Source organism: Wandonia haliotis, assembly GCF_039523435.1.
GTDB classification, from domain to species: Bacteria; Bacteroidota; Bacteroidia; order Flavobacteriales_D; family Crocinitomicaceae; genus Wandonia; species Wandonia haliotis.
The window spans coordinates 33,549-50,149 of sequence record NZ_BAAAFH010000021.1; the positions used below are offsets into that span (position 1 = coordinate 33,549).

The 16,601-nt window shown below is 39.6% G+C and carries 17 protein-coding genes; 8 read left to right on the plus strand and 9 right to left on the minus strand.

The window, feature by feature from the left end:
• Nucleotides 1–69 precede the first annotated feature (69 nt).
• The 6 genes from ABDZ97_RS12680 to ABDZ97_RS12705 all read left to right on the plus strand — a co-directional run bounded on the left by ABDZ97_RS12680 (nucleotide 70) and on the right by ABDZ97_RS12705 (nucleotide 5,217).
• Nucleotides 70–1,131: a sensor histidine kinase gene (locus ABDZ97_RS12680; RefSeq protein ID WP_343788229.1), complete on the plus strand. Its 1,062-nt coding sequence runs from the start codon at nucleotides 70–72 to the stop codon at nucleotides 1,129–1,131.
• Nucleotides 1,124–1,810, plus strand: a complete 687-nt coding sequence (locus ABDZ97_RS12685) for a response regulator (protein ID WP_343788232.1) — start codon at nucleotides 1,124–1,126, stop codon at nucleotides 1,808–1,810. Before ABDZ97_RS12680 ends, ABDZ97_RS12685 begins: the two co-directional genes overlap by 8 nt.
• Before the next feature lie 79 nt (nucleotides 1,811–1,889).
• Nucleotides 1,890–2,045: a hypothetical protein gene (locus ABDZ97_RS12690; RefSeq protein WP_343788234.1), complete on the plus strand. Its 156-nt coding sequence runs from the start codon at nucleotides 1,890–1,892 to the stop codon at nucleotides 2,043–2,045.
• A gap of 9 nt (nucleotides 2,046–2,054) precedes the next feature.
• Nucleotides 2,055–3,449 carry a TrkH family potassium uptake protein gene (locus ABDZ97_RS12695; RefSeq protein ID WP_343788236.1) on the plus strand — a complete coding sequence of 465 codons (1,395 nt, stop codon included), beginning with the start codon at nucleotides 2,055–2,057 and terminating at the stop codon, nucleotides 3,447–3,449.
• Between the two features lie 284 nt (nucleotides 3,450–3,733).
• On the plus strand, nucleotides 3,734–4,789 hold the full coding sequence (locus ABDZ97_RS12700) for a linear amide C-N hydrolase (RefSeq protein WP_343788238.1): 1,056 nt from the start codon (nucleotides 3,734–3,736) through the stop codon (nucleotides 4,787–4,789).
• A complete protein-coding gene (locus ABDZ97_RS12705; protein ID WP_343788240.1) occupies nucleotides 4,786–5,217 on the plus strand; it encodes a phosphate-starvation-inducible PsiE family protein in 432 nt (143 codons plus the stop codon). Before ABDZ97_RS12700 ends, ABDZ97_RS12705 begins: the two co-directional genes overlap by 4 nt.
• Nucleotides 5,218–5,292: 75 nt before the next feature.
• Here the strand turns inward: ABDZ97_RS12705 and ABDZ97_RS12710 are convergent, their stop codons facing one another.
• From ABDZ97_RS12710 to ABDZ97_RS12740, 7 genes are all read right to left on the minus strand, one after another.
• Nucleotides 5,293–5,985 (minus strand): T9SS type A sorting domain-containing protein, encoded by a 693-nt coding sequence (locus ABDZ97_RS12710; protein WP_343788242.1) that lies wholly within the window; start codon nucleotides 5,983–5,985, stop codon nucleotides 5,293–5,295.
• A 79-nt stretch (nucleotides 5,986–6,064) separates the two neighbouring features.
• A complete protein-coding gene (locus ABDZ97_RS12715; RefSeq protein ID WP_343788244.1) occupies nucleotides 6,065–7,234 on the minus strand; it encodes an alpha/beta hydrolase-fold protein in 1,170 nt (389 codons plus the stop codon).
• Nucleotides 7,224–7,781, minus strand: coding sequence for a peroxiredoxin family protein (locus tag ABDZ97_RS12720; protein WP_343788246.1), 558 nt, complete (start codon nucleotides 7,779–7,781; stop codon nucleotides 7,224–7,226). The genes ABDZ97_RS12715 and ABDZ97_RS12720 overlap by 11 nt, the downstream gene beginning before the upstream one ends.
• A 78-nt stretch (nucleotides 7,782–7,859) precedes the next feature.
• Nucleotides 7,860–8,519 carry a class I SAM-dependent methyltransferase gene (locus ABDZ97_RS12725; RefSeq protein WP_343788248.1) on the minus strand — a complete coding sequence of 220 codons (660 nt, stop codon included), beginning with the start codon at nucleotides 8,517–8,519 and terminating at the stop codon, nucleotides 7,860–7,862.
• A 39-nt stretch (nucleotides 8,520–8,558) separates the two neighbouring features.
• Nucleotides 8,559–9,917, minus strand: coding sequence for an MATE family efflux transporter (locus tag ABDZ97_RS12730; RefSeq protein ID WP_343788250.1), 1,359 nt, complete (start codon nucleotides 9,915–9,917; stop codon nucleotides 8,559–8,561).
• Nucleotides 9,918–9,927: 10 nt separating this feature from the next.
• Complete coding sequence (locus ABDZ97_RS12735; protein ID WP_343788252.1) at nucleotides 9,928–10,746, minus strand: siderophore-interacting protein; 819 nt, start codon at nucleotides 10,744–10,746, stop codon at nucleotides 9,928–9,930.
• Nucleotides 10,747–10,766: 20 nt separating this feature from the next.
• Nucleotides 10,767–11,666 carry a cation diffusion facilitator family transporter gene (locus tag ABDZ97_RS12740; protein WP_343788254.1) on the minus strand — a complete coding sequence of 300 codons (900 nt, stop codon included), beginning with the start codon at nucleotides 11,664–11,666 and terminating at the stop codon, nucleotides 10,767–10,769.
• A 779-nt stretch (nucleotides 11,667–12,445) separates the two neighbouring features.
• Between ABDZ97_RS12740 and ABDZ97_RS12745 the strand changes: the two genes are divergently transcribed.
• Together ABDZ97_RS12745 and ABDZ97_RS12750 are read left to right on the plus strand one after the other, a co-directional pair.
• Nucleotides 12,446–14,230, plus strand: a complete 1,785-nt coding sequence (locus ABDZ97_RS12745; RefSeq protein ID WP_343788256.1) for a tetratricopeptide repeat protein — start codon at nucleotides 12,446–12,448, stop codon at nucleotides 14,228–14,230.
• Entirely contained in the window at nucleotides 14,223–14,963 is a 741-nt protein-coding gene (locus tag ABDZ97_RS12750) for a LytR/AlgR family response regulator transcription factor (protein WP_343788258.1), read from the plus strand. Before ABDZ97_RS12745 ends, ABDZ97_RS12750 begins: the two co-directional genes overlap by 8 nt.
• Nucleotides 14,964–15,015: 52 nt before the next feature.
• Here the strand turns inward: ABDZ97_RS12750 and ABDZ97_RS12755 are convergent, their stop codons facing one another.
• Both ABDZ97_RS12755 and ABDZ97_RS12760 read right to left on the minus strand, forming a co-directional pair.
• The gene (locus tag ABDZ97_RS12755) at nucleotides 15,016–15,459 is read right to left on the minus strand and encodes a hypothetical protein (protein WP_343788260.1); all 444 of its coding nucleotides are present in this window, start codon (nucleotides 15,457–15,459) and stop codon (nucleotides 15,016–15,018) included.
• A 169-nt stretch (nucleotides 15,460–15,628) separates the two neighbouring features.
• On the minus strand, nucleotides 15,629–16,573 hold the full coding sequence (locus ABDZ97_RS12760; RefSeq protein ID WP_343788262.1) for an SIMPL domain-containing protein: 945 nt from the start codon (nucleotides 16,571–16,573) through the stop codon (nucleotides 15,629–15,631).
• Nucleotides 16,574–16,601 lie beyond the last annotated feature (28 nt).

Below are 16,601 nucleotides of genomic sequence, written 5' to 3' on the forward strand. Positions count from 1 at the left end.
TTTTTACAAAATCTTTATAGACCAATCACTAACTTCGTGTTAAAAAGATTGAGAGTAGCCAAAACCAGAATGTATGAACGGAAAAAGCAGTATGCTATTAGCATTCTGTTAATTTTGCTTACAGCTGTTTTGTGCTTTTTTGTCGTTGATTTGATTGGTTACAGAGCGGTTGCCCTGATTCTGTTGCTGGCTGTTTCTGTTAATGCAATACTGTTTGATATCCTTCCGGTAATGCTTTCGGCGTTATTAAGCGCCCTGATTTGGAATTTCCTTTTCATTCCTCCTGTTTTTACCTTACATATTGGTACAGCAGAAGATGGACTTATGTTCCTGATGTATTTTGTAATTGCCTTTATCAACGCGGTTTTGACGTACAAAATAAGAGAGTACGAACAGAAAGAACAGGATGAGGAAAAGAAAGCCAATGCGATCAAATTATATAACACGCTATTGAATTCGCTATCTCACGAGTTAAGAACGCCTATTGCTACTATTATCGGTTCTGTTGATACTATAAAAGATAATAATACCCAACTCTCCGAAGACATGCGGAATGAATTGTATTCGGAAATTGAAACAGCAGGATACAGGCTGAACAGACAAGTGGAAAACCTGTTAAGTATGAGTAGGCTGGAGGCCGGGATCATTCAACCGAAGAAGGATTGGTGTGATTTGAATGAGTTGGTTTTTACCGTTATTCATGATCTCAGGGAAGATAGTCGTAATCATACAATTAAATTTGTTCCGCGGGAAAACCTGCCTTTATTCAGGTTAGATGGAGGGTTGGTAGAACAAATCCTTCACAATCTTATTTACAATGCGATTCAGTACACTCCTGAAAATACTGTAATTTCTATTGACGTGGAACGTGTAAACTTGTACTGTCGGATTACTGTTGCGGATTGTGGGAAAGGTTTTCCGGAAGAGGAAATAGACCTTGTGTTTGACAAATTTTATCGTTTGAACCGGACAGGGACAGGAGGAACAGGGCTTGGGCTTTCTATTGTTAAAGGTTTTACAGAAGCTATGAGCGGAAAAGTAACCTTGCAAAACCTACCACAGGGTGGAGCACAATTTATCATCGAAATTCCCAGTGAATTTTCACAAAACGTAGATCCGGAACATGAATAAAGCTGAAATACTGATAATAGATGATGAACCGCAGATCAGAAAGCTGTTAAGGATTAACCTGGAAAGCAATGACTACAAAGTGGTGCAGGCATCAGATGCCAAAGAAGGGCTTACACTGGCCGCAACACACCCACCGGATTTGATTTTGCTGGATATCGGTTTACCGGACAAAAACGGACATCTCTTGTTACAGGAGTTGAGAGAATGGTATAATAAACCAATCATCATGCTTTCGGTTCAGAATAGTGAAGAAGATATTGTTTCTGCATTGGATAACGGGGCAACCGACTATCTGACCAAGCCTTTTCGGACGGGAGAATTATTAGCGCGAATTCGTTCGGCAATCCGGCGCAGTCAGAATACAGAAAATCATTCGGTTGTTATAGCAGGAGAGTTAGAAATAGATCTGATTGCCCGTACAGTAAAGAAAACCGGGGAGATGATAAAGTTGACTTCAACCGAATACAATCTGTTAGCTTTATTTGCAAAGAATGAGGGAAAAGTGTTGACGCATCAGCTTCTTTTGAAAGAAATTTGGGGATATAGTTATCAGCAGGAAACACAATACCTACGTGTATTTGTAGGAACACTCCGGAAAAAAATAGAAGACAATCCGAATCATCCGGAATATATCGTCACAGAAAGCGGAGTAGGGTACCGTTTTCAGCAACCTTTATAAAATCTTTATCTCCATCTACCAATTCTTGATTTTTTACAGATCTGATTCATCAGAACTTTGTGAAAAAAACAGGACAAAGATGAAATGGAATTTTTTCTACGATGAAGGAACTGGTGAACCTTACCATTCTTTTCAGGATTGGTACCGGGAGATTAGATACCTGGTCATTCCTACTTTACTTATGATTGTTGCAGGAGCTTCAATTTATTGCTATTTCCGGTATTTTCATCACTAACATCAAACAATGGAACAGGTGCATAAACTTCCCGGAAAAGAGAACAATGACAGGGGTCAAATGAAATGGAACAGACTGGGAAAAGGATATCGAAAATTTCAACTCTCACTTTCTCCCCAACAAAATTTGTTGTACGGTTTTCTGATGTACACCAGTATTGGCTGGTTGCTGTTGTGCCTTCCTTTCCTGCATAAGCAGCCCGTGTCGATGATGGATAACCTGTTTATTGCCACATCGGCCATTTCAACTACAGGTTTGGTAACCGTAAGTATATTTGATACCTATAACTGGTTCGGCCAATTTGTGATTCTGTTGTTGTTTCAGATCGGAGGAATCGGGTATATGACTTTTACATCCTACGTTTTATTGTCCAAGAAGAGTCACTTGACACATTGGCACCAACGCGTGTTAAATGCAGAATTTTCCATGCCGAAAGGATTTCAGATCAGAGACTTTCTGAAATCGGTGATTATTTTTACAATCATTATTGAGGCAGTTGGAGCGTTATGTTTATACATTGCTTTCACAAGATCAGGAGAAGAACCCGCTTTTGCTGTGTGGAGTAGTATCTTTCATAGTGTTTCTGCATTTTGTACAGCCGGTTTTGGATTGTATAATGATAGTTTTGAACAGTTTTCCGGGAACGCATTTGTTTCAGGTACGCTTTCGGTTTTGTCAATTTCCGGTTCGTTGGGATTTATAGTAGTTACTGATTTCTGGAATAGGTTGACTGGAAAAACAAAAACGATTACATACACAACAAAAACAATTTTTGGGGTTATCACACTACTTCTCGTGACAGGAACCGCTTTGATCTACTGGTTTGAACCATCCATTCGACAGGTGGGAGAAGACAGGTTGCTGGTGTCGTTCTTTCAGGCCATGTCTGCACTCACAACAGTGGGGTTTAATACCGTCCCGATCGGGGATTTCTCACTGGCTCTTTTGTTGGTCACTATTTTCCTGATGTATATCGGGGCTTCTCCTTCCGGAACCGGAGGAGGATTAAAGTCTACGACATTTACGGCTTTGCTGGCAATCATGTGGAGCCGGATTCGCAATAACAGACAGGTGACTTTATTCGGGAAGATAATTCCTCAGGAACGATTATATGTGGCAACTTCTGCCTTTATTCTTTATGCTTCTCTGATTTTCATTGCGACCTTTTTATTGGCGTTTACGGAAAATTTCCCTTTGCATCAGATCCTTTTCGAAGTGACTTCTGCTATCGGTACAGTCGGGTTGAGTACCGGGATCACCGGGGAGCTTACCTTCTGGGGAAAGTTTATTGTTGTTTTTGTCATGTTTACAGGAAGATTAGGTGTTTTAACTTTTGGTCTTGCTATTCTTGCCAGAAGAAAACTGACTGAAACCAGAAAAGACGAAACAGATCTGGCGGTTTAGTTTTTATCTGGTTGTGAAAGTAATACGAAGAGGAAAGTAGAAGAGTTAATGCTCTTTCCCCTGAATAGTACGGATTACTTCACGAAAACTTAAATTTATTTTCTCTGAACAGATGCTTTTTTTTCGTATGTTAGCATAGTAATTAGTGAATAAAGAGCATACCTGTGGAGAAAAACTATAGTGTTATGCTTTAGTTTGATACTAAACCTTATTTCCTGAATTAAAGAATAGACGAATACCTGTTTTTTCAGGTTCGAAACGAATAAATACATAACCGCATAGTAATGAAAAAAGCGAAACAGTTAGTTTATGGTCTTATTTTGTCAGGCCTTTTCTCATTTTCAGTCGTGAAATCAAACGCATGTACCCGTGTCGTATATAAGGGTCCTGAAAATACGGTAATAACAGGTCGAACAATGGATTTTTCTTTGGAAATTCCTGCGAACCTCTGGGTATTTCCACGTGGAATGAAAAGGGATGGTGCTGTTGGACCGAACTCCATCGAATGGGTTTCCAAATATGGAAGTGTAGTGGCCAGCTCGTGGGATATTGCTACTCCGGACGGAATGAATGAAAAAGGTCTTGTTGCGAATATGTTATGGTTGGTGGAATCGGAATACCCTGAATTTAACAAGGATGGAAATAAAAAGGGATTAGCAATTTCTGCCTGGGCACAATATGTACTGGACAATTTTGCGACAGTTTCTGAAGCTGTTGCAGCTTTAGAGAAAGAAGAGTTTGTAATCGTTTCTGATTTTATTCCGGGAACGGAGAAATTTACAACTGTTCACCTTTCTGTTTCTGATGCTTCCGGAGACAATGCGATATTCGAATATGTAGGAGGGAAATTGGTAATTCACCACGATGCATCCTATACGGTAATGACAAATGATCCGTTGTTTGAGCAGCAGCTGGCTATCAATAAGTACTGGGAGAAAATTCCCGGGAAGTCCTTTTTGCCCGGCTCTGTTACTGCATCAGACCGTTTTGTGCGTGCAGCATTTTTTATTAATGCTATTCCTCAGACAAGTAATATTCGTGTTGCAGTTGCCGGGGTCTTTAGTGTGATCAGAAATGTTTCTGTTCCTTACGGTTTCTCAATCGAAGGATTTCCCAACTTGTCAACAACCCAATGGCGGGTAGTTGCTGACCAGAAGAACAAGGTATATTATTTTGAGACAGCACTAACTCCTAATACGTTTTGGGTGGATTTGAAAAAAGTGAACTTTGATAAAGGGGCGAGTGTACGTAAATTGGATTTGTCCGATAATAAGACATATTCAGGAGAATCCTCAGGTCAGTTCGCTGATTCGAAGCCGTTCAAATTTATCGGAATATGAAAGAGGGAGGCAAACTTCAGAAAATAGAAACAGGCGTTTTTTATATCCTGTCGGGGATTGTTGTTCTGTACATTGCCGTGGAGTTGATCGAATTGATTTATCAGTTTGGAAAAGCTTTGATTGTAATGGATGATACGACAGACCGTCTTCTGATCACAAAAGAACAGACTGCATTGGTTATCCCTGTGTTTTTTAATGTGTTGATCGCGATAGAGCTTATTGATACATTCAATATTTATATCAGAGAACACAGTATTAAGGTACAAAGCATTTTACTGATCGGGCTGATTGCAATAGGTAGAAAGCTACTGGTATTGGATATTGGACATAGTGATGGTGTTCAGAATATTGGAGTTGCTTCTATCATTATTGCTCTTGCCTTAGGGTATTACCTGCTCAAAAGACCGGAAGTGAATACAGGAGATTAAATCAATTCTCTTAAAGAAATAGTAGTATATATATAAGTCCGGGCAATTGTCCGGACTTTCTTGTTAGGTATATTGCTACTCTTTGATAAATCGTATTCTGCTTGAAGTTTCCGGAAAGTTAAGGATGTACATTCCGGGTGTCAGTCCTTCAAGAGAAACCTCTTGTGTTGTCCGACCTCTCCGGATAAGTTGACCTTTGGTATCGCATAGCAGATAAGTAATTTCTTTTTCCTGTGCAGAAGACAGGATAGTAAGTTTTTCTGATGCAGGGTTGGGGTACACGGTTATTTGACTGGCAACCTGATCTTCTATTCCAAGAGGATCTGTAACCAGAAAAACAACGTTTAATGTGTCATCCAGAGAGATAGGACTACCAAGAAAAGTGATATGTGTTTGGACTGCAATTTTTATAGAATCACAGTAATCCTCAGCTGTTCCATAAAAATGAAGACAAGTTCGGATCTTCTGACTGGCAGGTGAGGAGTATGCAGAACAAAGTGTGTTTTCGCATAAGTATTCAACCCCCTGAGGAAGATTCATGACATCAACAATAGTAATTGAATCTTTTGGAACAGTAAACCCCGCAAACACTGTGTCTGAAGGAAACACAAGTGTCAGGGTTGCTTCGCTCTGCATATTTATGTATGGAAAGTATAGCTCCGACGGAAATGGTCCGTTTTGTGTGGCGCTTACTTCGGGTGTACACTGCCCGTATGTGAAAGTAGAAGAACAGCAGATGGCTAAGGCAAACAATAAAAATGTTTTCATGTGGGTTGTTTTTGACAAATTTAGAGCAATAAACATTTAGTCGCATGAGGGAAAACCCCTTTTTCGAAGTTTGAAATGATTACTTCCCCGTTTTCCGGTCGTATTCGGATTGCCAGAAAGCAGCTTTTTCTTTATTTCCCATTTCACCGTAATAGTAAGCAAGTGTTTCGTCAAACTCTGTGTAATCAGGATAATAGGCATGTCCCAGTAACAGAAAATCGATAGCGGTTTTGTAATCTTCTTTTTGGGCAAATGTATTGGCAAGCGAGAATAATTGCGTTAAGCCGGGATTGACCTGAAAGCCGAGCTGTTTCGAACAGTACTCCAGATCGTTCTTAAATTGTTCTATCGGGTTTTCCGGGCTTTCTTTTCCATTGGTAATGGAAAACCAGTTATTCAGAATAAAGTTGTACGCTGAAAAAGCGTCCATGAGTGCTACAGGCACAGTAAGCCAGTAATTCGGCATGTGATTGGCATACTGATTTTCTATGAATTGCCAGTTCAGGAGGGGAGAGTTGGGTTGTTCACGCAGAAATGTTGCAATTTCAGAGCACTGATCGTAGTAGATTTTTTCCTCTAAAGAAGTTCCGGCAGAAAAGTAATACCGAACCGGAGAAGAAAAGCTGGCTGCTCCCGAAAGGAACTTTTTCATGGTTTCTGTTCCCAGTGGTTCGTTGTTGTAAAATCCACTGGCAGCAATTACCAAGTCTACGTCCGAATTGTTTTGTGCGAGTAAATAATTGGCGAGGAATGCGGTTCGCGAATGTCCGATTAAAGCCAGAAAATCATTCCCTTTGTATTGATCCCGAAGGCGGGGGACAAGTTCATCAAAAATGAAAAGAGACATTCGCTCTATTCCTGACAGGCTATCTCCCTTGTTTTTGTGAGCAGAAGTGAAGTAATAGCGGTTTTGCCGCGTAAATGGAACTCCGACAATGATTGCTTCGGGAAATTGTGATTCACTGGTCAGCAAATCAATTCCGTTAATAAGGTGAGGATAAGTTTTTTCATGCTGGCTGTCAAACAGGATGACAACCGGGTAACGCGTTGATGAATCCGAAGAAGCGTATGTTTCAGGCAGGTGAAAATGACAGGTAATGGACTCCTGAAGATACCCGGATTGCAGTTCCAGTTTTTCATCCGAATAATTGTAGTAATCACCTGTTTGGGAATAACTAACAGTCCGGAAAAGAAGGACACAACCTGTGAAAAATAGGACCCAGAGCGTTGATCCGGTTTTATTTGTCATTACTATACTTTTTTAATTCTTCGGTTAGCAAAAAATAAATTTTCTTCGCTCCTTCTTCATCTGCAGCTCCTCCGGCTTTACTGTATAATACAGTTCCTTTTTCATCTGTAATGACGGTAGTCGGAAACCCCATTACCAGTTGGTTGGTATAGATCTCATTGCGATCGAGATAAAATTGTTCGAAGGAGAAGGGATGGTGATGGATGATTTCGCTGTGTGTTTCTCTATCATCAAACGAGATAGCGATAAACCGTATGTTTTTGCCTTTAAACTCCTGTTCAATACGATTTAACCAGCTTATTTCATTCAAACAGGGAGGGCAGTCCGAAAACCAGAAGTTGAACACATAAAGCCGGGCGCTTTCCGGTTCGAACAACTTCGTTTTTTCTCCTTCGTAAGTGGTTAGTTCCGACACCGGTAAATGTTTGTGGAGCCAGGGATAATGGAATAGCGATCTTGCCGACTCATCTGCCTGTTGAGCAGTGAGTAGAAACGGTACACAAACCGTAATAACTAATGCGAAAAATGTTTGTTTACAAGTGAACATGTATAACCGCAAGTTATTGAAATTCTTTTAAAAAGAAACAACCTTGTTGTGTATTTGCACGACAAAAGAAACCATTGGTTATTTCCTTCCCACCAGAATCAGAAAGGGTCGATTCACTTTTTGACCGTCTTTACTTTGCGTCTCTTCTAAATACGTATGACAATGGGTTTCCCGAAAACCTGCATTTTGCATAAACACTTCTACCTGTTCTTTTTCGTAAAAAGTGAATTCACTTTTCGTAAAAGGTAGCTGTTCACCAAACTTCTTTTCGACAAAAGCCAGAGCAAATATACCATCGGGTTGCAGGACCCTAAAAATCGCATCGAAATGCTGTTGGGGATGTTCCCAGAAGTAGAGCGTGTTTGCCGTAAAACAATGACTGAAGGTGGAATCGGGAAAGTGTAAAGTACCTGAACCGTCAACCTGTTCAAATTGTGCTTTTCCTGTCGTTACCAATGGTTGATTGTTTGCAATTGCTTCATCGACCATCGCACGGGAAATATCAATTCCGGTATACGATAAATTCTCTGCTGTTGAGAATAACCTTGGGAGATGCTTCCCGTTGCCAAACCCTATTTCAAGAATAATAGATTGGTTTTCCAGTGCGAGACTATTTATAGTGGTAAAGATCATATTACCATTCGATTGGAACATATTGTCTCCAACTTCTTTTGCATGTTCTCCCGAAGGGCAACGCAATTGTTTGGAGAGTTCGCTAAAGTCTGTTTTTTCTTCCATGTTGATGTATTTAAATCATAGATTAGTTAAAAGTCTAGATCATTTTGGAATAGTTGATTCAGCTAGAGTAAGTTTGCGGGAGTTTCGGGAAAAAGTATAAATAACCATCCCGAAAATAACCCAGTCAATGGCGGCACTTGCTATATAAATGCCGCTAACACCATAGAGTGGTGGAACAATAAGTAATATTGGGATGTAAAAGACGACTTGTCGCAAAATACTTATTACAGTTGCAGGGCGCGCATTGTTAATTGCCGGAAACCAAACCATAGCCATAAAAACAAATGGAAGTGCTAACAGGATGCTCATATAAATACGGAAATCAGTCAGTTGTTCTATAGAAAAGGGAGTGTCGGGAATCATAACTTCCATTACCTGAGAGGGATATAGCATAACAAAGAACCAAAAGGGAAAAAGGATAAGTAATCCTGTAAATGAAAATAGACGGTAAGCACTGATACTTCTTCTGTAGTTTTTAGCCCCGTAATTCATTCCCGCAACCGGCTGCAATGCACGCATGAGTCCCCAAAGAGGAGTGTTCAGGAGGATGTAGAAACGATTGACCGCGGTGAAAAATGTTATGTCCATTTCGTTCCCATATTTTGCGAGAGCATTGAAGACAACAATATTCTGAATAACAATCATAATCATCATCACAAACCCGGGCATCCCCAGAGATAGTGTTTCTTTAAGTATCGCCTTATCTTTCTTTAGCGACCAAAAAAGTGTCTGGAAAGACGATTTACCTCTGGTATAGTACCAAACGCCTAATAGTGTGTAGATAATCATAGACAAGTTAGTTGCCCAGGCTGCTCCGGCTACTCCCCAACCAAAGGTTTCAATAAATATAGGTTTTAGGGCTACGTCAACAATCAGTCCAACAGCAATCATCCATGCTGCCGTTTTCATTCGTCCTTCAGCGCGAATAATCATATTGAGAGCTAATCCATGTATCCAAAAAAAACTTCCCAGGATGGTTGCCTTGAAATATTCTACTCCTAAGGTGTGTATTTCACCCCGTCCTCCCATCATATAAAGTAACTCATCAGCAAAAATGTAACACGGTATGGTAATGAGAATAGAAAAGACCAGCGTTAGATAATTTACGGTTCCGAAAGCCCTGTTTAACTTATCTTTTTCATTAGCACCAATCCAAATACTAATCGCAGAACCGATCCCTGTTCCAATTAAAGTTCCGAATCCTTGCGCAAATTGTGCCAGTGGATAGGCTACACCAACTGCAGCTAGAGCAGTATTATCGATGAGGTGACCGACGAATATGCCGTCTAGAAAATTGTTCAAGCCATACAATACCATGGCAATAATCGCCGGCCATGACATTTGCCACATTACGCGTGGCATTTTTTCCGTTAGGATAATCTGCTTTTGTTTGTCCATTTTTGGTTTTCTAAACTGATTCTTTCTCTTTTTGACGGTCTTGTACGGATTGGTCTTCTGCCACACCTGATTTCCAATACGAGTAGGCATAAAGTTCTTCCCGTTGCCAGGCCATCTCTTTTCGGAGATAAGCGCGAATTTCCTTAACAGAAGAAAATTCGGCGGCAACATACGCGAAGCGGTTCTCTTCGGGCAGTACAAGTTGTTTTAATTCTGTTGCCAGCTTACTACCCGTCTGAGGGTTTGAATTGTGCAACCAGATAAATTCAATCGCTGCTTTTGTTGAAATCTCTTGTTCATCGTCTTTGCCGTGGACTTCAATCATGCAGATTCCTTTTGCTGTCGGTGGTAAACTTTCCAGGATTGCAGACAGTACCGGGATTGCTGTTGAATCACCTAGTAATATGTAATTTTCTGTTAGGGGATACAATTCGCTTTTTCCGTCTTTCATCAGTACACCCAGTGCATCACCCTTTTGGGCAGAAATTGCCCAGGCAGAAGCAGGGCCTTCGTCACCGTGTGCGACAAAATCAATCCATATTTCGTTGGTGATCAGATTAATGCCACGATGTGTATATGTGCGGATAGAAGGACGGAGCTCTTCAGGTGGTTGAACCCATTCCATTTTTTCATAGTCATAATCTGGGAAGTGTATTTGGTTTATACCTTTCGGGGGTACCATAATTTTATTGTTGACGCCTATTGTTGTATTGGCAAATTTGGGGACATCTTCTCCGGTTAGAAAAACACGGATATAGTGTGGTGTGATATATTCTTTTCGTGATACATACAGCTCTGCCCGAATGGTTGGTATATTTTGTTTACTCATAATTATCTGTTTTTTGGTGTTTAACAATCTACAAAACGGCAGTTGTAGTTGTTCGCTTCAAATTGAACGGTGGGATGTTTTACATTATATTTTTCGGCAATACTGACGACTTGCTGAAGGATGGATTCTTCTTTCTCTGCATTTTTTTCTTCCAGTACAATATGCAAACTCATTACATGATAATCTCCGTCCATTGTCCAGATATGGACATCATGGATCGTATGTACTCCGTTTACTGAAAGAATTTCATTTTGAATATTTTCTACTAACACATCATCCGGAACTGCCTGGAGAAAGATTTTTGCTGATGCTACAAGGTTGGGAATTGTACGTGAAATAATAAAAAGTGCAATGAGAATGGACAGTAGCGGGTCTATCCAGTACCAGCCTGTAAAATAAATAATAATACTTCCGATGAGTACGGCTACCCATCCTAATACGTCTTCCAGTAAATGTAGCATAACAGCTTTGGAATTATTCCCATGGTTGCGCTCTTCTTTGTAGATGCGCCAGAAACCAATGCCATTTACTACAATTCCGATAACTGCCATAGCCAACATAAGTTGGTCGTCTACCACTTTGGGTGAGAAGAGGTCCAGAGCAGATTTCACGAGCATAATGGAAGAGCCGGTTAACAGAAATCCGGATAACAGAATGGCGGAGAGAAGTGAGAAACGCTTAAAACCATAACTATAAGTTGGATTTCTCCCCTTTTTAGAGAGCTTTTCGAGCCAGACGCCACTTCCGATAGCAATAGTGTCTCCAAAGTCGTGGATTGCATCCGTGATGATAGCTGTTGAATTCGATAAAATTCCTCCGACCAGCTCCAAAACAGTAAAACTTGCATTGAGCCAAAAAGCGGTTTTCATCCCGTTCCCGGTCGAGTGGTGATGGTTGTGACTGTGATGATTATGTTCCATAGGTCCTTTCGTTACTAAAAAATTCCAGTACTCTTTTGAGAGAGTTGATCTATAAAGATCGGAATTTTGAAATGAATTATCAGCATTATAATTTTGTTATTATTATTTAGTCTAAATCTAAATTAGATGTACAAATTTAGCTTTTTCTTTTAAAGAAATGAGTCGTGCGAATAAAAATAGGCTGGAAAAGCGAAATAGCTAATGAAGGGAGTTAAAAGATAGGTTTTTTACGTTTTTGTGTAATAAAATGATTTTGAAATTATAATTTAAATCCTGTAATTATGGAGTTATTTTGCGTTGTCTCCGATTTTTAGTAAAAAAATAATTACAATTAATTTCATATTTTTGTAAAATGTTTTCATATATTCGTGTCGCCAACGAAAGACTAATTGGAATCAGGTAGAACCCCGATCCGATAGTTAAGACGGTAGTAGAGTAGTTCTGCCGCTCCGGCGGAATGCAGTTGTTTGTGGATCAGGAAGGCCTTTGGGTCTTCCTGATTATTTACAGGATTTTCCCTCCCTAAATGAAAACAGGGTTTTACTCATAAAATACGTGTGTTGACCAAATAGAATTGTAGGATTGTTGTATGCTGCTTACTATTGTAAAGAATTCTTGTACAGATAGATTACTGCAACTACCACTAAAATCAATTCAGTTAGGAGTAGCTGAGTAGGGATAGCCGGGAAAACCCATATAGGATTTCCCGGTATTCTGAATCATTTTTTTCCTGCGTCAAAATATCTAGTATATTTACCCGGACGCACAAGGGACTGTACATGAAAAGAATCCTGCTGTTTTTTACAGTGTTAATTGGGGGAGTGATTCAGAGTATTGCTCAATCTGATCTGCATCAGAAAATTGAAGATGCCTGGTCGATGCGGTATGAGAGTCCGGATAGTGTCTATCAATTACTTTCTAACTATACAGAAACGGCCATTCAGGAAAAGTTCAAAAAAGAAGAAGCTCGCCTGTATTCGTATAGGGGAGTATTGGAAGATCTGAAAGGAAATTCGGACAAAGCCATTGAGTTGTTATTACAAGCAATTCGTATACAGGAGGGAGCGTATCCCGAAGACCTTTCCTTTTCATACAATAACCTGGGGATCGCTTATTTTTATCAGTACAATTACAAGAAAGCACTGGAATATTATAACCTTTCGTTGGAAGAAGACCGGAAACGAAAAGATCCAGAAGGTGTGGCCGGTACCTTGATTAATATCGGTGTTGTTTATACGTATATTGATAGTTTTCCTCAGGCACTTTCCATGTATAGTGAAGCGAGGGAAGTATACGAATCACTGAACGATTCTTCCGGAATAGCGAGCGTACTTAATAACATAGGGAAACTTGAGTTTGCTGAAAAAGAGTACGCAAAAGCAATTCGGACGTACGAACGATCATTGACGTATAGCAGAAACCTTAGTAATCCGGAAATAAAATTTACCACCCATTACAGTTTGGCCAATTGTTATTTTGAATCCGGAAAGATAGATCTGGCAATTCTTCACACGAAAAAAGCAATTGAACTGGCAGAGAAAAGCGGGGCCCGTGAACGGTTACAATACGGGTTTGAAATGTTAGCAGATTTGTACGCCGGGAAGGGAGAGTATAAACAGGCATATATCCATCAGAAAAAGTACACAGACTTACGTGATTCATTGGTAAATGAAGATAAAAACCTACGGATTGCCCAAATGCAGGAATTGTATGAGTCCGAAAAGAAGGACAAAGTTATAGCGCAGCAGGAATTGGAAAAACAGGAGCTGGAAAAAATCCGTCAGCAAAAAGATCGGGATCTTGAGGAAAAAACACGGCAGAGGAATTTGTTTGTGGGAATAACACTGGCGGCATTTTTTTTGCTGAGTGTTCTCTATTTTGCATATCGGGTTAAGAAAAGAAATGAAGTCCTGCTGGAAGAAAGAAATGCGGCAATACAGGAAAACCTTCACCAGAAAGAAATGATGATAGGAGAGGTACATCATCGTGTCAAAAACAACCTGCAACTGATTAGCAGCATTCTGGATCTTCAGGCGCGTAATCTAAGTGATGAAAAAGCACTTAAGGCGATTGAAGACAGTAGACACAGGGTGCAATCCATGTCTTTGATTCATCAGAAACTGTATACAAAAGAGAACATTAATGGTATCCGGATGGATGAATACCTGAAGCAGTTATGTGAGGGTATTCTGCAATCGATGAAAAAGGAGCAAACCATTGTTCTTAGAACAGAGATTGAGCCGGTTGCACTGCATATTGACACGAGTATACCAATAGGGTTAATTGTTACCGAAGTGGTTACCAATGCGATGAAATATGCTTTTCAGGATAGAGATTCGGGTACTATCACTATCCGGTTCCGGAAAAAAGAAGAAGTGTTGGAGTTGATACTAACAGATGATGGTGTTGGTATGGATAGAACAACGCCGGATTCGACTTCGACCTCGTTTGGAATGAAAATGATAAATTCGTTGTGCCGACAATTGAAAGCAGAGCTGACTATTGAAACGAACGGCGGCACAGCATTCAGGTTCAACATAAAAAAGTACAGAATAATTGAATAATTCAACACCCATCAGGATTGGTATTGTAGAAGATGAAGCCCTGATCGCAGATCATCTGGCACAATCGCTTGAAGATTTGGGCTACCAGATTGCATTCATTGCCGATGAAGCGGCCGAGACACTGGATCTTTTGCAGGCAAATAATACGATTGATTTACTGTTACTGGATATTAACATCCACGGAGCTTTGGATGGAATAGATTTAGCCAATCAGGTGAACAGGTTGTATAGCATACCCCTGATTTTTATTTCTTCAAATACGGATGCAAAAACACTGGAACGAGTCCGCTATACGCGACCGGCCGGATTTATTGTGAAACCCTATACATTGAAGGATCTGGAAACTACAATCGGAATAGCTTTATTTAATTACTACGACGGAGAAATAGGAAATGAGAAAAGTGAGTCACCATCGTCCGTAAACTCATCTTTTTTCTTAAAAGATAAGCATGCTTTTGTCCGGTTAGATTTTGGTGATATTTTGTATGTGGAAGCACTGGATAACTACAGTGTTATTCATACAGGATCCGGAAAACATATTGTCAGTCAGACCTTAAAGAGTGTTGAGCAAAAATTTTCCGGAAATAATTTTATGCGTATTCACCGTTCTTTTTTGGTTAATCTGGAAAAAATAGAAAAAATAGAGCCTAAATCTGTAACAATCAGTGGGAAAGAAATTCCACTGAGTGAATCTAATAAGAGTGAACTTCTGCAACGGGTAAACCTTTTCTAAATAAAAAAGCTGTTACCAAAAGGCAACAGCTTTCTGTATTTTTGTTGAAGTATCAGAGTGAAAGTTCTACAGCTTCACAATTATTAGCCGTATAATTTACTGTGCCTGACCAAATTGTGAACCCACTTTGGTTATCTACACGGTAAGAGTAGCCTTTATTTTTTGCAATTCCGAGATCCTTCGTATCAGTTACTGTTCCATCCGTCCCACAACTCGGAGCTCCTGTCCAGTATGTTGAAGCTGCGGATGAGCCAACCAACTCATCGTTTACATAATAAAGAAGAGAGGTTGTACCAGTGAATGACAAATTCTGGGCAGTTTCCTGTCCATGCCAAAACACAACACGCCCCTCGTATTTACAGGAATTATCATCTTTTTTGGCTTCTGAATCATAATTTACAGCGTTAGCATCAATGCAGCCTTCTTTTTTACAACCTGTGAGTGCAGTAGTACCAGCCAGTAACAGCCCGAGAGTAATCAATTTTACTTTTTTCATAGAGTAATTTTATGTTTTTTGATTTGCGCTAGTCAAGATACTAAAATCGTAGAAAACACCCTGAAAATGTGTGTTATATTTTCTCTTGTAGCTACAAAGAAAGCTATTCACGGGTTAAGTACAAGCCTCCACATGGTGCTCATACACGATTAACAATCGTTACTTTTAATCAGTTATTTACGTTTATCGGCTTCAAATCACCATTTGGTGTCACCAAAATATATTCTTTATCAGATTTAGCTTCTTTCTCTTGATAAACCCGGTACTTTATTTCATACATTACCTGAATGACGGGTTCCAGAATTGCCGGGTTCATTACAAAATCAAACTCCTTGTCGATGATTGGTTGGTAATAAAGAGTGGTAGCTTTATCAGCTTGATTTATGTTGGCTGATTTCTTCAAGTTTAGGGAAGAAGATGAATAAGCTTGATACGACTTGTACATTTCGACAGGATAAACGATCCGGTAATCATCTGCTATCTGTTTTTCATGCGTAGTTAAATCAGTTCCTAAAATCCCCTGAAGGTTCGCGATTTTTTCTGAGAGGATTGTCTTGGCTTTTTTCATTAAATCCGATTTTGTTTGCTCCAGATTGTTCGAAAAGTAATCGACACGAACTAAATCATAAATCTCTGAATTTGTACAAATTGAAATTAACTCATTTAGAAAATCGGGACTTTTATATTTGACATGCAGGTTTTTTTTCAGTTCAAAACCCACAGGAATTTCATTGTAGGTTTTGCTGCTGAAAATCTTTTTCTCTACTTCATATTCATAAACAGGTACAAATGAAACCATATCAACATACGTCTCAATATCCGGTTTATTGGATATTTCACTCAAAACCGCATTCACTCTTTTGTTCAGTAGTTCATTGACCTCAGTCGTTGTTTCGCCTACTTGGGTTACAGTAAAAATCGCAACATAGCTGTCGGCTTTTATGTTTGCCAAACCTTTTACGCTGATGATGAGGTCAGAATTACCGCTCAGACTAACATTTATGTTGTTATCTGAATACCGTACCTGATTTTGATAATTTATATTTCCCGAAACTTGTCCAAATGAGCTATTTGCTATAATCAGCAGACAAGCTATAAGTTTAAGTGTATTCATTTTAGTTGTTTTATAATTAGTGTCAATA